The following is a 20,465-nucleotide window of genomic DNA, read 5'->3' on the forward strand; positions in this document are numbered from 1 at the left end:
CGGCGGCAGCGTCAGATGTGTAAAAGCGACAGCCCCCGCGCCCCGTGCGTGGTTTCGGTAGTTGCCGCTACCGAAACCACGCACGAGGCAAGGGTTTCGATCACGACGATCCGAACCCTGTACGCGGGCGTCACCTCGGCCCCATGATCACCACTCTGAGAATCGAAAGCTGTTTTGGGCCCGGTAATTCCGGCCAGGAGGTGCCGGAACCGTGAACGCCCCCGTCGACACCCTCGACGACCCGACCATCGCGGTCACCGCCACGCCGGCGACCCCGCGACCGGGCAACCCGTTCCTCCGCCGCGTCGCAGGCCGTCTCGTCGCGCTGGGCGCGTTCCTGCTGCTCTGGTGGGCGGTGACCGCTGCCGGCCTGATCGAACCGCTGTTCCTGCCGTCGCCGGGCGCGGTGTGGGACGCGTTCGTGCTGGCCAACACCTGGCATCCGGTCGCACCGGGTGTCGACCGGCTCGTGCAGGGCGCCCAGGGCTATTTCCTGTGGGAACACCTGCTGGCCAGTTGCCAGCGGATCGCCGCGGGTGTCGGCGCCGCCATCGTCGTCGGCCCGCTCCTCGGTTTCGCGATGGGCATGTGGCGACCGCTCAACACCCTCGTCGAGCCGTATCTGAACTTCCTGCGGGCCCTCCCCCCGCTCGGCTACATCGGCCTGCTCATCGTGTGGTTCGGCATCGGCGACACCTCGAAGATCTGGCTGCTGTTCCTCGCCGCGTTCCCAGCGATCACCATCGCCACGATCAACGGCGTGCATTCGGTGCCCCGCGACCACATCGACGCCGTGCGCTCACTCGGCGCCAACCGCCGCCAGGTGCTCACCGAAGTCGTCCTGCCCTCCACCGCACCCGAAGTGCTCACCGGCATCCGCATCGCCGTGGGTTTTGCGTGGACGACGGTCGTCGCGGCCGAACTCAACAACGGCATCCCCGGCATCGGCGGATTGGCGTATCTGTCCGGCACACAACTCGATACACCGCTGACGATCGCGTGCATCGTTGTCGTCGGGATCACCGCCCTCGTGCTGGACGCAGTCATCAAATGGATCGGCGTCCTCGCCGTGCCCTGGAAGGGAAAATCATGAAGCGCACACTCGTTGCCGTCACCGCGCTGGCAACGGCCACGCTCGTCGCCGGCTGCGTGTCCTCCGACCGCAGCAGTTCCCCCGACGGTTCCGCTGCAGCGAGCGCCTGCCCGTTCGAGGTCGACGAATCGATCACCACCACCGCCCGGATCGCCTACCAGGACATCCCGAACGGTGATCTCCTCGTGAAGGATTCGGGCATCCTCGAGGCGTGCCTGCCCAACGCCGAGATCACGTGGAGCCGGTTCGCGTCGGGTGGCGACGTGGTGCAGGCCTTCGGTTCCGGCAGCGCCGACCTCGGCCTGCTCGGTTCCAGCCCCGCGACGAAGGCGCTGTCGGCGCCGCTGAACATCGACGTACAGGTCGTCTGGATCCACGACGTCATCGGCGCAGCCGAGTCCCTCGTGGTGCGCGATCCGGCGATCACGTCGGTCGAACAGCTCGCGGGCAAGACGATCGCGACGCCGTTCGCCTCGACCGCGCACTACAGCCTGCTCGCCGCACTGGACCGCGCCGGCATCACCGACCAGGTCACCCTCGTCAACCTGGCACCCGACGCGACGGTCGCGGCGTGGCAGAGCGGCGAGATCGACGGCACCTGGATCTGGGAGCCGACCCTGTCCGAACTCACCGACGGCCACGTGCTGCTCACCAGCGCCGACACCGCCGCCGCCGGCGTGCCGACCTTCGACCTCGCCGGCGCGACCCGCGCATTCGTCGACGCCAACCCGGAGTTCGTCGCGGTGTGGACGCGGGCCCAGGACTGGGCCGTCGAACAGCTCCTCACCAACCCCGACGAGGCATCGGTCGCGCTCGCGGTCCAGCTGGGCATCTCGCCGGAGGAGGTGCGTCCGCAGCTCGACGGGCTGACCTATCTGCGGGCGTCGGATCAGGCGTCGGACGAGTATCTCGGGGCCGCCTTCGCCGACAATCTGCTCTCCACCGCACAGTTCCTGCTCGAACAGGGTCAGATCACCGCGGTGAGCGACCCGGAGGTGTACCGGAACGGCATCTACGTCGACGCGGCACGCAAGGTCGCACAGCCGTGACCGGCGTCCGGACGGGAACCGACCGGGTCACCTTCACCGGGGTCTCGAAGTCGTACGGCACCGGTCCGTCGGCGGTGCCCGCGGTGAGCACCGTCGATCTGACCGTCGAGCCGGGCGAGTTCGTGTGCCTGGTCGGCCCGTCCGGATGCGGCAAGACCACCCTGCTGCAGATGCTCGCGGGATTCGAATCCCCCACCACCGGCACCGTCGACATCGGCGGCGTCCCGGTGACGGGCCCCGGTCCCGAACGCGGGGTGGTCTTCCAGAAACCCAACCTGTTCCCGTGGAAGTCGGTGCGCGCCAACGTCGAACTCGGACCGAAGCTGCGCGGTGTCCCCCGGGCCGAGCGCCGCGCGCGGGCCGACCGGATCCTCACGACGGTCGGCCTGTCCGAGTTCGGGGACCGGCGCACGTACGAGCTGTCCGGCGGTATGCAGCAGCGCGCGCAGATCGCGCGGGTGCTGGTGAACGAACCGCGAATCATCCTGATGGACGAGCCCTTCGGTGCGCTCGATGCCCTGACCCGCGAGAAGCTCCAGACCGAACTGCTCGCGATCCGGAACGCCGAGCACCGCACGGTCCTGTTCGTCACCCACAGTGTCGACGAGGCCGTCTTCCTCGGCACCCGGGTACTCGTGATGAGCGCGCGACCCGGCCGCATCGTCGAGGACGTCAGGATCTCGTTGCCCGGCGACGAGGACGACGCACCGCGATCACCGTCGGTGCGCACGACCCCCGAGTTCGCCGCCTACAAGGAGCGGATCGCGAGCGAGATCTACCGCGCCCACGCCTGACCGTCAGTGCACCAGTGAAAGTCCCTGCGCCGCAGCAGGATGCTTCCACAGTCCACGGCGCGCCAGCAACGGCAGGACACCCTCACCGAACCAGTACGCCTCCTCGAGGTGCGGGACACCCGAGAGCACGAATTCGTCGACGCCGGCGGCGTGATACTCCTCGATCAGCGCGGCGACCTCCTCGTGACTACCGACGAGCGAGGTTCCCGCGCCGCCGCGCACGAGTCCGACCCCACTCCACAGACCCGGGTGGATCTCGAGGGTGCGGGCATCCCCGTCGTGGCGGGTCGCGCTGCCGTGCAGTTCCCGCATCAGACGCTGGCCCTCGGACTCGCTCGCCGCCAAACCGGCTTGGGCGAGCGCGATCTCGTCCGGGTCCATGTCGTCGAGCAGCCGCTGTGCCTGCGCCCACGCCTCTTCCGACGTGTCGCGGCTGATCACGTGCAGCCGGACTCCGAATCGCAGGGACCGGCCGAACACGGCAGCCTCGGACTTCACCCTCTCGATCTTCCGCGCGACCGCGCCCGGCGGCTCGCCCCACGTGAGGTACACGTCCGCGTGCCGGCCCGCCACCGGGAGCGCCGCGGGCGACGACCCGCCGAAGTACACCGTGGGCGCCGGATCGGGCGTCCGGTCCAGGCGCGCACCTTCGACGTGGATGTGCTCACCGTCGAGCGACACCAGGTCGCCGCGCCACAGTCCGCGCAGGACGGTGAGGAATTCGTCGGTGCGCCGGTAGCGCTCGTCCTTGCTCAGGAAATCCCCGTACGCGCGCTGTTCGCTGCTCTCGCCACCGGTGACGATGTTGATCAGCAGTCGTCCGTTCGAATGATCCTGGTAGGCAGTGGCCATCTGCGCGGCCAGTGTGGGCGAGAGTGCGTCGGGACGGAAAGCGACGAGGAACTTCAGTCGCTGCGTCAGCGGGACCAGCATCGACGTGGTGATCCACGCATCGACGCACTGCAGGCCGGTCGGGGTCAGCGCAGCCTCGAAGCCGAGTTGCTCGGCCGACCTCGCGACCTGGCCGAGATAGTCGAGGGTGGCCGGCCGGTCGGCGGCCGAAACGCGCAGGTCGGCGCCGTGACCGCCACCGACGATCGAGCGGCTGTCGCCGGAAGTGGGCAGGAACCAGTGGAACGACATGGACATGACGAGACCTTCGAAGTGAGGGAACGTGGACCGGTGCAGGTCAGCGACGACAGCGAAGCGCAGATACCCGGCACAGATCCACGTACAGACGCCAGCTGTGCCACACGGGACGCAGCACGCGGGGCTGCGGGTCACCGATGGGCGTCACGGCACTACTCCTGCACTCGTGCATGTTCGGGCGTCGACAGGCTACCGCACGAGTGCGGAATTCGACACGGGCGTTCCGGCCGGGACGCACGGCTGCCGTGCGTCCCGGCGACCGGTCAGAAGAACGCGCCCGTCGGCAACGGCTCACCCGTCAGTTCGTGGGCCCCGATGGCCTTTGCCTTGTAGGTGCGCGGGTTGTGTGCTGCCAGGGTACGGATGTTGCGCCAGTGCCGGTCGAGGTGCGAGCTTCGCCGGGCTGCGGTGCCACCGCCGACATCGAACAGGTCACCGGCAGCCCGCAGGGCGATCTCGTCCACCACGACCTTGGCCTTCGCTGCACGGACCGCGGCTCGCAGCGAAAGTTCCTGTTCCTCGTCGGTGCCGTGTGCGGCGTATGCCTCGGACAGGGCTTCGGCGGCCGCGACGACCAGCGCCTCGGCGGCGAACGCCTGGCTGGCGAGCACACCGACGGTCTGCTGCAGGATCGGATCCTCGACGGGGCTGTCCGCAGCGGCGTGATAGAACGTGCGCTGCTTGGTCCGGACGAGGTCGGCGGCGTCGCGGGTGACCCGCCGCAGGATCCCGGCGATCACAGCGGTGAGGTACAGCTGCGGGAACGTGGCCGAGTACGGCAGATCTCCGTAGTACGTCCCGGTGCCGAGGAAGTCTTCCCGGTCCACGGCGACGTTCTCGAACCGGGTGGTGCCGCTGCCGGTGAACTGCTGTCCGATGCCGTCCCAGTCCCGTTCCAGGACGACGCCCTCGCGGTCGGCGGGAACCACCACACGGATCGGTTCATCCTCGGGTCCCTGCGCTGCGACGACGAGATAGTTCGCGTAGAGGTTACCCGTGCTGTAGAACTTGGTGCCGTTCAACCGAAGCCCGTCCGGTGTCTCGGTCACCGCGGTTTCGAAATCCTGGTTGCGCCGGCCGGCGTGCTTGCGGCTCAGCTCCGTCGACGCCAGGCCGAACAGCTTTCCGGCCCGGACCTCTTCGAGCCAGCGCCCGTCCGGCCCGTCTGCCCGGCGCAGCGTGCTCTCGACGAAGTTCAGGTGGTTGCGGAGGCTGTGCGCCACGTTCGGATCCACCTCGCCGAGAGCGATGACCGTCCGGAAGAGTTCGACGAGCGTGGCCCCGCCGCCGCCCTGGTCTGCCGGGAGCCGGAGTGCGCCGAGCCGTGACTGCCGGATCACCTCGAATTCCTCGAACGGGTGCCGGTGGGCGTCGTCGCGGTCGACGACCTCGGCGTCGATGTAGGCGAGAAGTTCGTCGAGTTCGCGCGATCCGGCCGTCACGGGGTGTTCGAAGGTCGGTGCCGGGCGGGTTTCCACAGGATCGAGGGTGCTCGTCATTTCGGTTTCTCCTTGAGGTTGTTCGGGTGGATGTTCTTGTATACAAATCGATTCGGCTACTTGTCCCGGGGAACGTGTACGGAGACGTACGCTCCTCGGTACTTCTGTTCGAGGTAGTCGGCCACCTCCTCACCTTCCAGCGCACGGCCGAGTGCCGATACTCTCGGGTCGCCGGCGAGCCGGGACGGCGCGACGAGTACGCGGGCGTATGGATTGTTCGGTCCCGGTTCCACTTTCAGCGCGTCCCGTTCCGGAATCAGACCGATCGAGGCCGCGGTTCGGGGATCGAGTACAACGGCGTCGTAGTTGCGGTAGGCATCCGCGGCGAAGTTCGCCAGGTCCAGCCGCCTGATCGACAGATGACGTTGCGATTCGAGGATGTTCGCCTCCGAGACAGCGAGATCCCGCGCGGCGAGACCGCCGAACTCCCGATCCAGTGTGATCAGATTCGACTCCTGCAGGAGGTAGAGACCGCGGGCGAATCCGGTGACGGTATCGGCCAATGCGACCGTTGCCCCGTGCGGCAGATTCGTTCCGGTGACCCTGTCCTCGACGAGTCCGGCGTTCACCCAGTCGTCGGTCTCTTCGATACCCGACCATTTCGCCGAGTACAGCGCGTAGGGCGCGACATTGACCTCGGAGACGACACTCAACGTGTCCAACGAGTTCGTCGCCCGGTCCTGCAGGAACGCGGGTTGCGTCTGGAAATACACGAGGTCCGCATGTCCTTCGGCGAGTTGCCGATTCGCGTCGTCGGTGGCGTCGACGAGTTCGATCTCGACGCCGTCCGCCAACCCGTGCGCGGACACGTGCTCCAGGACGTCGCGGTAACCCTCGTCGCCCACCAGGATCGTCAGTGCGTCCCCGCTCGCGGTACCGTCGCCGTAGGTCACGGTCACTTCGTCCGAACACCCGGACAGCACCAGCAACGCGGTGATGCTCGCGAGAATCGTTCCGCGAATGCGACCGGTATCCGATTTTCCCATGTGCGCCTCCTACAACGCCTCGTAGTAGAACGACGCCAACTTGGGCCCGCGACCACCCTCGAACCGAACGGTGACCTTCCACTGCCCCGCGACCGGAACGATGAGACCGTCACTGTCCCAGACGAGTTCACCGTCAGCGGACATCGTCGTGCGGAGCTCGACCGGCAGGCGTGCGATGTTCGCCTCGGCCGAGGAGAGTTCGACGCCGACATCCGGCATCGGCGCTCCGCCGGTCGCGCCCTCGGGTCGGTAACGAACCGTCAGTGACCGTGCGCCACGACGGACCGAGTCGATCTCGACGTCGAGGACCTCGGATGCGCCGAAGTCCAGCGCAGTGCGCACGTTCGTGGTGTAACTGTCCTTGGCCGGCACGACAGATGTCAGCACGGACGTCGCGGCGAGAATCACGATCGCGAGCGCTGCCTCGGCGACGAGGATCCGCGGGCGCCGCCGGACCGGCAGCGGTTCGGTTCCCCCGGCCGAACCGACGCTGAACCTGCGGTACGCGAGAGAGCCGGCGATCAGCGTGAGCACAGCGACCGACACCTTGACGGTCAGGGTGGATCCGTAGACGGTGGAGATCAGCGCTCCGACCGGGTCGACCTGGATGAACGCCAACAGGATCCCGGTGATCGCCACCAGGGCCACGTGCCCGGCCGCGAACCCGTGCCACCGCCGCAGCGGAGGCACCTGCTCCTGCACCAGCACGAGCAGGAGGACACCTCCGAGCCAGATCGCCCCGGCGTATACGTGCACACCTGTTCCGAGGAACGACACCGGCCAGCGCTCGGTCGAACCGCCGTGACCGCCGAGCGTGACCGCGACGATCGCGGACGCGGCCTGCAGGTATCCGGTCGCATCCGACCCACGGCCCCGGCCGGGCGGACGAATCCCGCACGCGAGACTCAGCATCACCGCGGCCGCGATCGCGATACCCAGCCGGCTGCTCGCGACTGCGGCGACGGCCGATCCGGAGATGCCGGACAGTCCGCCCGACTGTTGCGCGGCCAGCAGAACGACCCTGCCCACCAGGCCGGCAACCAGAAGCGTCGCACCGACCCGATAGACGAATCGGAACCGGCGGCCACCGAGCACGTTCGGCCACACCCAGCGGGCGACGACGAACAGGCCCGCCGACAGCGCGACCCCGAGATACGTCGCCCACTTGCTCGGAATACCGAGAAACTGTGCCGTGCCCGCATCCGCCCCGGGATCGTCGGGCACGTTCCCCAGCCCGGTGACCGACCCCACCGTGAACCGGATCGACAGCGACACCACATGCGTGTCGGCGGACAGCACACGCGCCGTCGCAAGGTAGGCACCGTCGGTGAGCCCGTCCGCGGGTACCAGCACGAGCCGACGCCCGCTGTTCTCCAGTCGCACCGCCGAGAAGGGGTGCCGCACACCGTCGTGGTCGATCAGCTGCGGCGAGCCCTCGACGACGCCGACCACCTCGTTCAGCTCGAAGGACAGCAAGGCCGGCGAAACCTCCACACGGGATCCGTCGCCCGGTGAGCTGGACACGACACTCGCGTGCGCGGAGGCCGGCGCTGCCCATACGGTCGATGCCGACACCACGAGCCATACGAGGAAGCCGAGGCATGCAGCGCGATGCATCGATCGGTCACGGCTTCGGGACATGACTCCGGCGCACCAGCACAAGCACTCCGATCGACGATCCCGCCGCGATCACCAGCGCGGCACCGGCGATCGAACGCCATAACCACAGCTGTGGCTCGGTTGCCGCCGACGCGGTGCTCGCCGGGTCCGTCGAAGCATCGACACGGTCTCCGTGTCCGTCGTGCCCGTGCCCCGCTCCTGCGGCGGCCAGCGTGACGACGGGCGCCGGGTGTTCGGGTTCGCTGTCCGCGTCGAGAGCGACCTCGTCCCACCGGACCACGGATCCGTCGCTGTATCCCTGTTCGCTGTGCAGCGCCACCGATTCGACGTCGTCCGGCCACGGTCCCGCGGAGAGGGTGAAGACACCGAACTCCGAACCCTTCAGCCCGTACGCCGGATCGCTCGTCTCCCAATCGATGCGCGTCACCCGTTCGCCGTCCGCGGTCGGCTCCCGCAGGATCGTCGCGGTCCACCCCGGAATCGGCAGTGTCCGCGCCGACACGAGGTCGACGCCGTCGGGAACGGTGATCGTCAGCCGCACCGTCGAGGCCGTGTCCGACTCGGTCGGGACGATGAGCCGCACCAGGCCGTATCCGCCCTGCGTGGGCCGGTCGCCGTCGTCGACCCGGACGTGCGCCGCAGCCGTGCCCGCGGCACCGGACAGGCCGAGACCCCCGAGCAGCGCGACAACGGTGAGGCGACCGACAAACTGCCTCGTGCGTCTACCGAACATCGTCGACCGGTCCCCCGACGGCAGCCGAGCGTGCTCGTCGCAGATCGGCGAGCACCAGATCGCGCGTGATCGCCTCCACCAGCCGCGGCACGCCGACGCGCAGGCTCGGGATGTCGCCGACCGGCCGGCCGAAGCTGACAGCCGCACCGATGCTGAAGACGTGGATGTCGCGCAGCCACGGCGCCGCACCCGGTTCGCGTTCGGTCAGCTCGTATCCGCTGCCGAGGTACGGCGCCGACGCGAGCAACTCCGATTCCAGTCCTTCGGGTGCCGGATAGGCATCCGCCCATCGCGCGACATAGGGCGCGATCGTCGACAGCTCCGGCCGGGTGGCCGGATCCTGCTGATAGCCGGTGCCGGCGATGGCGAAGTCGAAGGTGCGAGTTCCGTCCGCGGCGTGGACGATCACGCGGCCGTCCTCCTCGGACGCCGACAACCACTCTGCGTCGAGGTGGAGGTAGTAGTTCTCGAACACCGCTGCCCGCTCGACGGACTCCGGAGGAACATTGGCCCCCTGCGCGGCGGTCCGCCACCGCTGACGCCACCGTTCCTCGTCGCCGAGCAGGTGGAATACGTCCTGCGCCAGCGGGTTCGGTCGTGTTCCGCCGAGCGGGGCGACAACCAGCTCCGGTCGGCGCGTGTACACGTGCACATCGCCCGCTCCGGCCTCGAGTGCGGTCGCCGCTGCATCGTATGCGGACGCCGCGGCGCCCAGGACCGCAACGGACCTGTCGCGCAGTGCGTCGAAATCGATTTCGTCCGCGGTATGTGCGAACACGCGGTCCGACAGGGCCGCCACTGCGGCGGGAATGTACGGGCCCCCGGTTCCCGAGACCCCGGTGGCCAGAACCAGTTTTCGGGTGTCCTCGGTCCAGGTGCGCTCGTCGTTCTCCAGGTGCAGACGCAGCCGTCCGTCGTCGACAGGCTCGATGTCCGTCAGCCGGACGCCGCGCCGTACCTCGATGCCGACCTGCCGGCGGAACCATTCGAGGTAGTCCGCCCAGTCCGACGTGGCGATGCGGTCGATTCCGTCGAACGCGCCTTCCCCGTGGGTCGCGTCGAACCAGACCTGGAACGTCAGGGCCGGGTTGCCCAGTTCGGGGCCCGACACCGTCTTGGGAGTGCGCAATGTGAGATTCCGTGCACGCGACTGCCACGCGAGGTCGGACTCGTCCCGGCCGGCGTCGACGACGGAGGTCCTGGCCACGCCGGCGCGGCGCAGCGCGTAGGCGATCGCCACTCCGCTCTGACCGCCGCCCACGACGACGACGTCGTGATCCGTATCGTCCAGCGGCGCGATCCAGTTCGCGTCGCCGTTACCGTAGCCGAGCAGGTGGAGCGATCGCTGCGCTGCGTCGTCGGGGTTGTCGGAGAGGTCGGTCATCGAGCTGTCATCCTTCTGCTGCGTACTTCTGGTTCTTGCGTACTTCTGGTCTGTCGATTCGTCATCGGCCGACGAGCGGCCACGGTCAGCGGCTCGTGATTCCGAGTTGCCATCCGGTCACGCGCTTCTCGATTCCGGCCAGCACGAGGTTCAAGGTGACGCCGATGATGCCCAGCACCACGATCCCCGAATACATCGCAGGGATCTGGTAGCCCTCCTGCGCGGATCTGATGTAGATGCCCAGACCTTCGGTAGCACCGAGATATTCGGCGGCCACCAGCGCGGTGAAGGCGTGCGATGCGCCCAGTCTCAGACCCGGGAAAATGTTGGGGAACGCAGCGGGAAGCACGATCCGGGTGAAGATGTAGACCCGTCCCGCGCCGAGGGTCCGCGCGGCGCTGACGAGAATCTTCTCGACGCCCTTGACCGCATTCGTGGTGTTGATGAAGATCGGCCAGAACGCCGCCCAAGCGACGATCGCGATCTTGGATTCCTCACCGATCCCGAAGAAGAGCAAGAACACCGGAAACAGCGCGAGGATCGAGAGATTCCGGAAGAAGTTCAGGATCGGCTCGAACAACTTGTCGAGTGTCCGGACCGAACCCACGAGAATCCCGAGGAAGATGCCGAGGACCGTCGCGATGAGGAACCCGGCGAGTCCGCGGCGCAGACTCGGCAGCACCTGCCGGCCGAGCTTGCCGTCCGCGGAGAACCCGTCGACCAATGCGGTGACGATGTTCTGGGGCGGCGTGAGGAACTTCGGATCCAGCAGTCCGGTCGTGTTGGCGAACCACCACACGAACAGGAACAGTGCGACTCCGACCGTCCCGTACACGTACTTGTCGTAATCGGCGGCCCACTCGCTCCACGAACGGGACGGCTTCTCCGGCTGCGCCTCGGTGCGTTCGTCGGTTCGTGGACGCGTCTCAACGGTCACCAATGTGGGCCTCCTCCTTGAGGATCTGCGCGACCTGGGCACGGATCCGGCCGAACTCCGGCGCGGCGCGGGAGTCGTCGTTGCGAGGTCGCGGCAGGTCGACCTCGATCAGTGCGTTCACCTTGCCGGGACGCTTGGACATCACCGCGATCCGATCGGACAGGAAGATCGCCTCGTCGATCGAGTGCGTCACGAACAGGATGGTCTTCTTCCGAGCCCCGGACTCCCAGATCCGCAACAGTTCTCCTTGCAGGAACTCGCGGGTCTGCGCGTCCAGCGCAGCGAACGGCTCGTCCAGAACCAGAACGTCCGGGTCGTATGCGAGAGAACGCGCGATGGCCACTCGCTGGCGCATGCCACCGGAGAGCCGATGCGGGAGGTGGTCGGCAAAGCTCTCCAACCCGACGGTCGTGAGGATCCGTTCCGAGATTTCGCGCTTGCGCGCGGCCGGGACGCCGCGGATCTTCAGACCTGCTTCGACGTTCTTCCGCACGGACAACCACGGAAACAGTGCGTAATTCTGGAAGACGACACCGATGTTCTTGCTCACGCCGCGGACGGGAGCGCCGTCGAGGAGCAACTCGCCGCCCTCGAAGGTCTCCAGTCCGGCGAGGATGTTGAGAAACGTCGATTTTCCGCACCCACTCGGGCCCAGCAGGGAAAGGAATTCGCCTTCCCGTATCTCGAGGTCGAAGTCGTCGAGGACTTCGGTGACGCCGTTGCCGGCGCCCTTGCCGACATTCTTGAACTCCTTGTGCAGGTTCCTGGCCGAAATCTTGACCGGCCGGGCCGCATCGGGAACAACAGCAGGGTGATCGACGACCGATCGGGTCATGACCGCTGCCTCCTCATCGTTTGGTTGCCTTCGTTCGTCACCGGCACCGGGCCGGTCAGAACTCGGTATCGGTCAGCACTTCGGTGTTGCTCGACTGCGAATCGATCAATGCGGCGGACGGTGCGTACGGATTGAACTCGTTGGTGGCCACGTCTTCCGGGGTGAGAGCGGCCTCCTCCGGTGTGAGGATCCCGAGTCGCTCGGACAGATCCCACCAGAAGCCGGTCTGTTCCTTGTCCAGGATCAGATTGTTCGTGTAGTAGTACTTGGTGACCTGATCCTCGGACAGTCCCGTGAGCCGCGCCACCAACTCCTGCTGCTTGTCCGGGTTCGCATTCACCCAGTTCGCCGTCTTGGCGAGGATCTCGACGAATTCCCTTGTCTGGGCTGGGTATCGACGGATGAACTCTCCACTCGCGCTGATCGGCGCCAGACCACCGTCACTGCCGGAGTTGTCGTAGTCCGAGAAGGCGACCCGCACCGCATCATTGGTCCGGAGGACACCGTTGAGCGGAGGATGGATCACCGCGAGGTCGATCTGCCCCTGCTCGAGGGACTGCGGCAGCAGGCTCTCCGACTGGGTCAGGAACTTGACCTTGTCGACATCGACACCGTTCTTGACGAGGTAGTCCTTGAGGATGAATTCGGCGCAGCCCTTCAGGGAGGCCAAGCCGACCGTCTTGCCTTCGAGCTGCCTCAGGTTCGTCTGGTTCAGGTCCGAGTCCTTGCGCACGAAGTACTCCATGTGCGGCTCGTCCTCGGTGGTATAGGTCAGTGACGCAATCACTTTCAGATCCACTCCGGCGGCGACAGCCGAGAGCGCCCGGTTGAACATGAAGTAGGCGAAGGTGACGTCGCCGGTTCCGAGCAGGGCCGGAACCTGACCGGCGTCCACGTGACCGAGATACTCCGGCCGGATACCCGCCTCGTCCCAGAATCCCAGCTCGTCGGCGATCTTGACGAGCGACGGGCTGTTCGGGTTCTCGGACCACTTGAAGTACACCGGATTATTCGGATCCGAGACGCTTCCGTCCACGTCCTGAACCACGGCCGATTCACCTCCGCCGCATGCGGCAAGGGTGGCCGCCACCACCCCGGTGACGACGAATGTTGCTGCTCCGCGGCACAATTTGCCGAACACGCCGGCCTGCGTCTCGCGCATGATCACCTTTTCTGTCCGAAGGATGTTCCGAATGGCCACCGGCTCTCCGAGGATCGACTACTGCTGATTCGCAACCGATCTCGGGGTCGACGATGTACATACGAATCGGCGGCCGCAGGACCCGACATGCGGGGCGGACCGTCCGAATATCGTCAATGCTAGAGCCCTTCGTCCCATACCCGTAGAGTTCGGATCTCCGTGACGGATTCCCCGCGTGAGACTTTCGAAACGAGTCCGAAACGACGACAGGTCCGTGCCGTCGGTGTTCCCGAACGGCACGGACCTCTGGTCCCTTTCCACGCGGACCTGCGGTCTGCTCCTACACGGACCTGTCGTCCCCCTGATGCTTCCGCGGGGCTACCCGACGGCGTGCAATGCCGGCAACGTCGCCCCGAACCGACCCCTGAGCGTCTTCTCGGAGTACTCGTGCCGGAACAACCCTCGTCGGCGCAGGATCGGCACGACGTGGTCGACGAACTCGTCCAGCCCGGTCGGCAACGCGTCCGGCATCAGATTGAATCCGTCTGCGGCTCCTGCGAGGAACCATTCCTCGATGGTGTCCGCGACCTGTTCGGGGGTGCCGATGATCGCGCGATGACCTCCGCTGCCGTTCAGGGACCGCAGCAGCTGCCGGATCGAGAGATTGCCCTCCTGCGCGAGTCCGACCACCGATTCCCGGAACCCGAGCGACCCCTGGTAAGCGTCGAGGTCCTCGGGAACCGCGAGAACGTGCGCCGGAATCGGCTCGTCCCAGTCCAGGGTCGTGACGTCGACGCCCAAGGTGCCGCTCAGCCGCTCGGCTCCGAAATCGGCGGGCACGTGCGCGCGCAGGGATTCGTGACGTTCGATCGCTTCTCGCTCGGTGGACCCGATCACGGTGATCAGACCCGGGAGGATCTTGACCTGGTCCGGGTCCCGGCCCGCCCGGGCGGCCGCGTCCTTGACGTAGCGGTAGTGCTCGATCCCGGCGGCCAGGGTGAGTTCCGCGGTGAAGACCCCGTGCGCCGTACGTCCGGCGAGTTCACGTCCTGCCGGCGATCCGCCCGCCTGGATCAGCGCCGGGTAACCCTGCGCCGACGGCGCGACCGCGAGACGCCCGGACACCTCGAATCGGGGACCGCGGTGATTCACGGGAACACCGGTCAGAGCCGATTCCCACAACTCGGTCACGACATCGACGAATTCGGCGGCGCGGGCGTACCGCTCCTCGCGGTCCGGGAGCGCCTGCAACCCGAAGTTCGCTCCCACCACCGGCGAATAGGTCGTCACGACGTTCCAGGCGACCCGCCCACCACTCGCGACGTCCAGCGAGAGGAATCTTTCCGCGAGCTCGTAGGGCTCGTTGAAGGTCGTCGATGCCGTGCCGATCAATCCGAGGTTCGTCGTGTGTGCGGCGACCGTTGCCAGGACCGCGGTCGGTTCGAGGGCCCGGGTGGGTTTGACCTTCGGGTTCTCCCAGAATCCCGGGCTGTCGGCCAGGAAGAACCCGTCCAGGGTTCCCCGTTCGGCTGCCTGCGCGATGCGCACGAAGTGGGATGCGTCGAGAAAAGCGTTCGGTGCGACGCCGAGTGTCCAGGCACCCGGGGAAATACCGACGTCGAGGACGTTGACGTTGAGGACCAGCCGACGGTTCGAGTGAGTCATCTCGGATGTCCTTTCCGGCTCAGAAGAACCCGGTGTCGGGCAGAGGAGTGTCGTTGACGAACAGGTCACCGAGGACCCTCGCCTTGTATGCCGTCGGATTGTGGGCGAACAGGGTGCGCAGGTTTCGCCAATGCCGATCGAGGTGTGCCGACTGCCGCGTGGCGGAGGCACCGCCCACATCGAAGAGACGGGACGCGGCGCGCAGTGCCGGTTCCTCGATCGCCACCTTCGCCTTCGCTGCCAGGATCGAGGCCCGCGCCTCGAGGGCCGGGTCGATCCCGGTCGTCCGCGCAGCGGCGGTCGCCTCGTCCTGCGCTTCTGCAGCGGCGCGCACGATCGATTCCGCCGCGAACGCCGTCGCGGTCAGCGAGCCGATGATCTCCAGCAGCTGCGGATCGTGACGGGGCTCCGAGACCGTTGCGAACGCGAAGCTACGCCGCCGGCTGCGAACGAGCTCGGCGGCATCGGTGGCGACGGATCGGAGAATGCCCGCTGCGACGGCGTGGAGAACGAGTTGCGGGAACGACTGCCGTGCGCGCAGCGTGTCGCCGGCGAGGCGGAACGGGAAGGTTTCGTCCTCTGCCACCCGCACGTCGGTGAAGACCGTTGTCCCGCTGCCGGTATGGCGCTGGCCGATTCCGTCCCAGTCGTCGAGGTGCTCGACGCCCTCGCGACGAGTAGGAACGACCGCGCTGAGCACGGTGCCGTCCGGCACTCCTGCGGTGACCCTCACGTAGTCGGAGAACACGGTGCCCGTGCTGTAGAACTTGGTGCCGTTCAATCGGTATCCGTCACCGTCGGAGGTGAGCGTCGTATCGAACTCGTACTTGCCCACCGCGCGGGATGACAGCTCGGAGTTCGCGCCGCCGAACAAGGAGCCGGCGAGAACCTCACCGAGCCACCGCTGCTTCTTCTCGGTGGTCGGTACCCGGAACAGTTCCTCGACGAAGGCGAAGTGCACCCGCAGAATGTGCGGCACGTCCGGATCCGCCTCAGCGAGATCGATGATCAGGTCGAACAGATCGCGCAACGAGTAGCCGGCACCACCCAGTTCCACCGGAACCCGCACCGCGCCGATTCGCTCTTCGCGGAGCAGTTCGAGAGCTGCGAGCGGCGGTTCGCCACCACCCTCGTCCCGGCGGCGCCGTGCGTCGGCGGCAATCACCGAAAGGATCTCGCTGCGTGAACGACCGGATCCCGGTGACAGTCGGTCTGCCGGACCGGGCCGTAGGTCGACGGATTGCGTTGTCATGACGTCCTTCGAATTTTCGGGGTTACGAAACGGGAAACAGACTGCGACGGTGCCCACTGAGGATGCGAGAGGCCGCAGGCAGACCGAGGCGCTCACGGAGCGTCGTGTCTCCGGCCCCGGGCGGTCTCGGTCCGGCGACGGTCGCAACGGATTCGAGATCGTGCACGTCACGAATCCTGACGACCACGCCGCCGCGCTCGGGTGCCTCGACGTCCCACGAGCCGTTCCACGTGACCTCACGCAGCGTGAGGATCTGCTGGTGGGCGCCCTCGTCGGTGCCGCGCACGATCACGACATCGGGTGCGCCCGCGATCGAGTCCGGCGCAGTGTCCGAGAACCGGAACACCGGTAGCTTCCGCTGTGGCGGCTCCGGCACGTTGAGCGGTCCCGAAACCGAGAACACTCCCTCGTGGTCGATGAAGGTGATGCGTTCCGACTCGACGAACACGGCCCGTTCGCGGTCGGCGACGATGCTGTCGGCGGGCCAGCTCTCCCACAGCTTGCGCGCGACGGTCACCGCGTCGTCGAGCAGGCTCTCCACGCCCTCGGCGGGGCCGCTCGATGCTCCGGCGCCCACCAGCCAGCCGATCCTGCCCCCGCTCAGGTGATCGAGCGACGCGAGCCGCCGCGCGAGGTTGTACGGGTGATGAACCCGAGGATCGGCTGCGACGACGAGACCGATCCTGCGGGAGTTCGCCGCCAGCAATGCGGCGGCGACGCTCGCGTCGAACCGCTGCTCCGGCGCGACCCGCGGATCGAGCACGTCGCCTCCCAGGATGGCGAAGTCGACCGCCGACGCGTCGAGAAGTGCCCCCGCCTCGAGGGGTGACAAAGGGCCGGCCGGATCGAACAACTCCGACAACACCGCAGTGTCGATGTCGATCCCGACCAGCGGTCGTGTTCCCACCGAAATCGTCTCCTCCGCATGCATTTCCGGTACACAGGCCCGAGAGATGGCCGTGGCCGGGACTCCAGGGCCACCGGTCGAAACTCTCACCGAATTCCGGCGCCTGCCATCGTTAGGCTCGAGATGGTTCTGAACCGGCCTCTGCCGCAGTCGCGCCGGCGTCGAGACGACCTGCGTGAAATACCTTCAGGCGGAGGCAAACGCTTCTCTTCGATCGACGCTCGTCCGAGCATTGCCTGCGACATACCGCCTCGCGAATGCGGAAATGCATGCCGTATAGCGATTTACCTACCTGTAAGGAACATCGTGCCCCAGAGAAACCCGTCCGTCTTCTTCGTCTCATCCGAATTTCGGTTCGCCGATCGCTTTCCCCGATGGAAGTTCTCGTCGACGCCGGCCGAATCGGAGGGCAATCACCGAGCGAGGGCCGAGTTCGCACGCGAGCTGGAACACCTGGGTTTCGACGCGGTGTTCATCGCGGATTTCGCGGGACTGAACAGAACACAGATCGCGTACGACGGCCCCCGCTCGTTCGAGCCGCTCACCCTGGCCACGTATCTGGCCGCACACACCGACCGGATCGGTCTCGTGATCACGCTGTCCACGCAGTTCAGTGAGCCCTACACGGTGGCCCGGGAACTCACCTCGCTCGATCGGCTGTCGGGCGGCCGGGCGGGCTGGAACGTCGTGACGTCGTTCAACGGTGAGGTCAACTACGGATACACCACCCTTCCCGCCCCGCACGACCGGTACCGCAGGGCCCGGGAATTCCTCGGCGTCACCAAGGCGCTGTGGAAGTCGTGGGATCCCGACGCGATCATCGCAGACCCGGACTCGGAGATCTACGTCGACACCGACCGGGTCCGGGACATCGACTGGGAGGGAGAGAACTTCCGGGTTCGGCAGGCCCTCGACCTTCCACCCGCACCCCAGTCGTTCCCGGTGATCGCGCAGGCCGGGGCATCCGACATCGGGATCGAGTTCGCTGCCGAATCCGCCGAAGTCGTCTTCGTCGCGAGCCCCGATCTCGCGTCGGGACAGAGCTACTACAGGAAGCTCAAGGACGCGGTCGTCGCCAAGGGGCGGCACCCGGACGACCTGAAGGTGCTGCCGGGAATCCGGATCTATCTGGGCGATACCGAAACGGATGCGAAAGCGGCCTACCGCGCCGAACTGACCGATCGGGACCTCGAGCGTGCACGTGAAGCGATCCGCTACGAGATTCCGGAACTGGACCTCACGGACCTCGGCTTCGACGATCCGATTCCGCTCGACCGGTTCCCCACCCTGGCAGAACTCGAGCAGCGGGGCCGGCGCGTCAGTCGAGCGCTCATCTACCGCCGGTGGATCGAGACCGGCGAATACGCCACCCTGCGCGACTTCCTCGTGCGGTACGCGACGTCGTTCGGTCACTTCCAGATCGTCGGCACCGCGGAGCACGCGGCGGCGACGATCGCGCAGTGGATCGACGAGGGTGCAGCGGACGGATTCATTCTTCTCGGTGGCTCGAGTTTCGAACGGATCCGGCGCGACCTCCTTCCGCGCCTACGGGATCTCGGCATCTTCCGGGATCCCGAGAACGAGAATGGGCACGACATCAGTCTGCGTCGACGTCTCGGAACCACCACACCCGGTCTCGAAACGACCCGGTTGCTCGTCGAGAGCTGAGCGTCCCGGCCGAGCGGCGGACGCGAAAGCATATCGCTTGCCGCGGAACGAGATCCGTTCCGCGGCACGCGATACGAGTATCGGTGACGGCGCGATCCGTGATCAGGCTCCGACGAGCAGCGAGCTCCGGAACCGCTGTCCCGGAACGGAGTCGATGAGATTGCGCGTGTACTCCGAAGACGGTTCGTCGAACACTCGTTGCGTGTCGCCGAATTCGACGAGCCGACCCGACCGGAGAACGGCGACTCTGTGCGAGATCTGACGGACCACCGCAAGATCGTGGGAGATGAACAGGTACGTCAGGTCCAGATTGCGCTGCAGATCGATCAGGAGGGCAATGATCTGGTCCTGTGTGACCACGTCGAGGGCGGAGAGCGGCTCGTCCAGAATGACGATCTCCGGCCGGACCACCAGTGCCCGCGCGATGGCGACGCGCTGGCGCTGGCCTCCCGACAGTTCGGCGGCGTACTTGTCGAGGGATCCCGCCGGTAGGTTCACGCTGCCGAGGGCCTGTTCGATCCGCTGTTTTCGCAGCGCGGCGTCGCCGATCCCGAAGGAGCGCAACGGCTCGTCGAGGATCTGCCGGATCGACCATCGGGGGTCCAGCGCGGAGTCGGGGTTCTGGTAGACGAACTGGACCTCGCGCCAGTGGTGGCGTCGCTCGCGGTGCCCGAGCCGGGCGACGTTCCGCCCGAGCACTTCGACCGTGCCGCCGGTCGGTGTTGTCAGTCCGATGATCATCTTCGCGGTGGTCGACTTGCCCGACCCGGACTCGCCGACCAGGGCGACGGTCTCGCCGCGCCGCACCGACAGGTCGACGCCGTCGACGGCCCGGTGCACGATCCGGCCCTTGACCCGGAATTCCTTGGTGATCGCGGATACCCGGACGACCTCGTCCGAATCGGTGCGGGTGGGCAGCGGCGCCGGCGGTGTGACCTCCCGGATCCGGCCGATCAATGTGCGCGTGTACTCCGACCGGGGCTCGGTGACCACCGATTCGACGTCGCCCTGCTCGACGACCCGACCGTCCCTCATCACCACGATGCGCGACGCGTGGTCGGTCGCCACGCCGATGTCGTGGGTGACGAACAGGACGGTGGTGCCGTGCTCGGCGACCAGCCGGTCCAGCACCCGCAGGACCTGGCTCTGAACCGTGACATCCAACGCGGATGTCGGTTCGTCGGCCACGAGCAGCTTCGGATTGAGGCCGAACGCGATCGCGATGAGGACCCGTTGCCGCATACCACCGGACAGTTCACCGGGATATTGACGGAGCCGTCGTTCCGGGTTGTCGATCTCGACCTGCTCCAGCAACTCGATGCTGCGGCGACGTACCTCGCTGCGGCTCAGCTTCAGATTCCGGAGTTCGAACACCTCGGCGAGCTGCGCTCCGATCGTACGCACCGGATTCAGGGACGCCCCCGGATCCTGCGGTACCAAACCGACCGTGCTGCCGCGCAACCCGCTCCACTGCCGTTCGGACAGCCCCAGGATGCCGTGTCCGTCGAGGACCGCGGTGGTCGCATGCGTGTGCGCCGACTCGGGAAGCAGACCGACCACCACGTTCGCCAAGGTCGTCTTACCCGAGCCCGATTCGCCGACAACGGCGGTGAACTGCCCCTTCTCCAGTCTCAGGCTCACGTGGTCGAGTGCGACCTTGGCGGTGTCGCCGGCACCGTAGGTGACGACGAGATCTTCGATGTCGAGTAGCGGTTCGGACATGTGGATTCTGGCTCCCGTGGTTGGATCCGTG

Annotated in this window: 17 protein-coding genes; 4 read left to right on the top strand and 13 right to left on the bottom strand. The window is 66.9% G+C overall.

What is annotated here, in order from left to right:
* Positions 1-325: 325 nt before the first annotated feature.
* The 3 genes from M1M07_RS23235 to M1M07_RS23245 are packed head-to-tail and all read left to right on the top strand — an operon-like array spanning position 326 to position 2,936.
* Positions 326-1,093, top strand: a complete 768-nt coding sequence (locus M1M07_RS23235) for an ABC transporter permease (RefSeq protein ID WP_231609997.1) — start codon at positions 326-328, stop codon at positions 1,091-1,093.
* Positions 1,090-2,142 carry an ABC transporter substrate-binding protein gene (locus M1M07_RS23240; RefSeq protein WP_197250780.1) on the top strand — a complete coding sequence of 351 codons (1,053 nt, stop codon included), beginning with the start codon at positions 1,090-1,092 and terminating at the stop codon, positions 2,140-2,142. The genes M1M07_RS23235 and M1M07_RS23240 overlap by 4 nt, the downstream gene beginning before the upstream one ends.
* On the top strand, positions 2,139-2,936 hold the full coding sequence (locus M1M07_RS23245) for an ABC transporter ATP-binding protein (protein WP_197250779.1): 798 nt from the start codon (positions 2,139-2,141) through the stop codon (positions 2,934-2,936). The genes M1M07_RS23240 and M1M07_RS23245 overlap by 4 nt, the downstream gene beginning before the upstream one ends.
* Before the next feature lie 3 nt (positions 2,937-2,939).
* Here the strand turns inward: M1M07_RS23245 and M1M07_RS23250 are convergent, their stop codons facing one another.
* From M1M07_RS23250 to M1M07_RS23305, 12 genes are all read right to left on the bottom strand, one after another.
* The gene (locus M1M07_RS23250) at positions 2,940-4,085 is read right to left on the bottom strand and encodes an LLM class flavin-dependent oxidoreductase (RefSeq protein WP_197250778.1); all 1,146 of its coding nucleotides are present in this window, start codon (positions 4,083-4,085) and stop codon (positions 2,940-2,942) included.
* 263 nt (positions 4,086-4,348) lie between these two features.
* Positions 4,349-5,584, bottom strand: coding sequence for an acyl-CoA dehydrogenase family protein (locus M1M07_RS23255; RefSeq protein WP_197250777.1), 1,236 nt, complete (start codon positions 5,582-5,584; stop codon positions 4,349-4,351).
* Between the two features lie 56 nt (positions 5,585-5,640).
* A complete protein-coding gene (locus M1M07_RS23260) occupies positions 5,641-6,570 on the bottom strand; it encodes a MetQ/NlpA family ABC transporter substrate-binding protein (RefSeq protein WP_197250776.1) in 930 nt (309 codons plus the stop codon).
* A gap of 9 nt (positions 6,571-6,579) precedes the next feature.
* Positions 6,580-8,211, bottom strand: a complete 1,632-nt coding sequence (locus M1M07_RS23265; RefSeq protein WP_308200837.1) for a copper resistance protein CopC — start codon at positions 8,209-8,211, stop codon at positions 6,580-6,582.
* Positions 8,195-8,923 (bottom strand): YcnI family protein, encoded by a 729-nt coding sequence (locus tag M1M07_RS23270; protein WP_197250774.1) that lies wholly within the window; start codon positions 8,921-8,923, stop codon positions 8,195-8,197. The genes M1M07_RS23265 and M1M07_RS23270 overlap by 17 nt, the downstream gene beginning before the upstream one ends.
* Positions 8,913-10,307, bottom strand: coding sequence for a SidA/IucD/PvdA family monooxygenase (locus M1M07_RS23275; RefSeq protein WP_248675675.1), 1,395 nt, complete (start codon positions 10,305-10,307; stop codon positions 8,913-8,915). The genes M1M07_RS23270 and M1M07_RS23275 overlap by 11 nt, the downstream gene beginning before the upstream one ends.
* Positions 10,308-10,392: 85 nt before the next feature.
* Positions 10,393-11,244 carry an ABC transporter permease gene (locus tag M1M07_RS23280; protein WP_197250772.1) on the bottom strand — a complete coding sequence of 284 codons (852 nt, stop codon included), beginning with the start codon at positions 11,242-11,244 and terminating at the stop codon, positions 10,393-10,395.
* A complete protein-coding gene (locus tag M1M07_RS23285) occupies positions 11,234-12,079 on the bottom strand; it encodes an ABC transporter ATP-binding protein (RefSeq protein ID WP_197250771.1) in 846 nt (281 codons plus the stop codon). The genes M1M07_RS23280 and M1M07_RS23285 overlap by 11 nt, the downstream gene beginning before the upstream one ends.
* 55 nt (positions 12,080-12,134) lie before the next feature.
* Complete coding sequence (locus M1M07_RS23290; protein ID WP_197250770.1) at positions 12,135-13,241, bottom strand: ABC transporter substrate-binding protein; 1,107 nt, start codon at positions 13,239-13,241, stop codon at positions 12,135-12,137.
* A gap of 357 nt (positions 13,242-13,598) precedes the next feature.
* The gene (locus M1M07_RS23295) at positions 13,599-14,885 is read right to left on the bottom strand and encodes an LLM class flavin-dependent oxidoreductase (RefSeq protein ID WP_248675676.1); all 1,287 of its coding nucleotides are present in this window, start codon (positions 14,883-14,885) and stop codon (positions 13,599-13,601) included.
* Positions 14,886-14,904: 19 nt separating this feature from the next.
* Positions 14,905-16,137 carry an acyl-CoA dehydrogenase family protein gene (locus M1M07_RS23300; RefSeq protein WP_248675677.1) on the bottom strand — a complete coding sequence of 411 codons (1,233 nt, stop codon included), beginning with the start codon at positions 16,135-16,137 and terminating at the stop codon, positions 14,905-14,907.
* A gap of 22 nt (positions 16,138-16,159) precedes the next feature.
* Entirely contained in the window at positions 16,160-17,044 is an 885-nt protein-coding gene (locus M1M07_RS23305; protein ID WP_248675678.1) for an LLM class flavin-dependent oxidoreductase, read from the bottom strand.
* 306 nt (positions 17,045-17,350) lie between these two features.
* Here M1M07_RS23305 and M1M07_RS23310 point away from each other — a divergent pair, with 306 nt between their 5' ends.
* Positions 17,351-18,712: an NtaA/DmoA family FMN-dependent monooxygenase gene (locus M1M07_RS23310; RefSeq protein ID WP_248675679.1), complete on the top strand. Its 1,362-nt coding sequence runs from the start codon at positions 17,351-17,353 to the stop codon at positions 18,710-18,712.
* Between the two features lie 102 nt (positions 18,713-18,814).
* Here M1M07_RS23310 and M1M07_RS23315 read toward each other — a convergent pair whose 3' ends face one another.
* A complete protein-coding gene (locus M1M07_RS23315; protein ID WP_229581886.1) occupies positions 18,815-20,434 on the bottom strand; it encodes an ABC transporter ATP-binding protein in 1,620 nt (539 codons plus the stop codon).
* Positions 20,435-20,465: the final 31 nt, after the last annotated feature.

The organism is Rhodococcus sp. HM1 (assembly GCF_023218075.1).
Taxonomy (GTDB): Bacteria; Actinomycetota; Actinomycetes; order Mycobacteriales; family Mycobacteriaceae; genus Rhodococcus.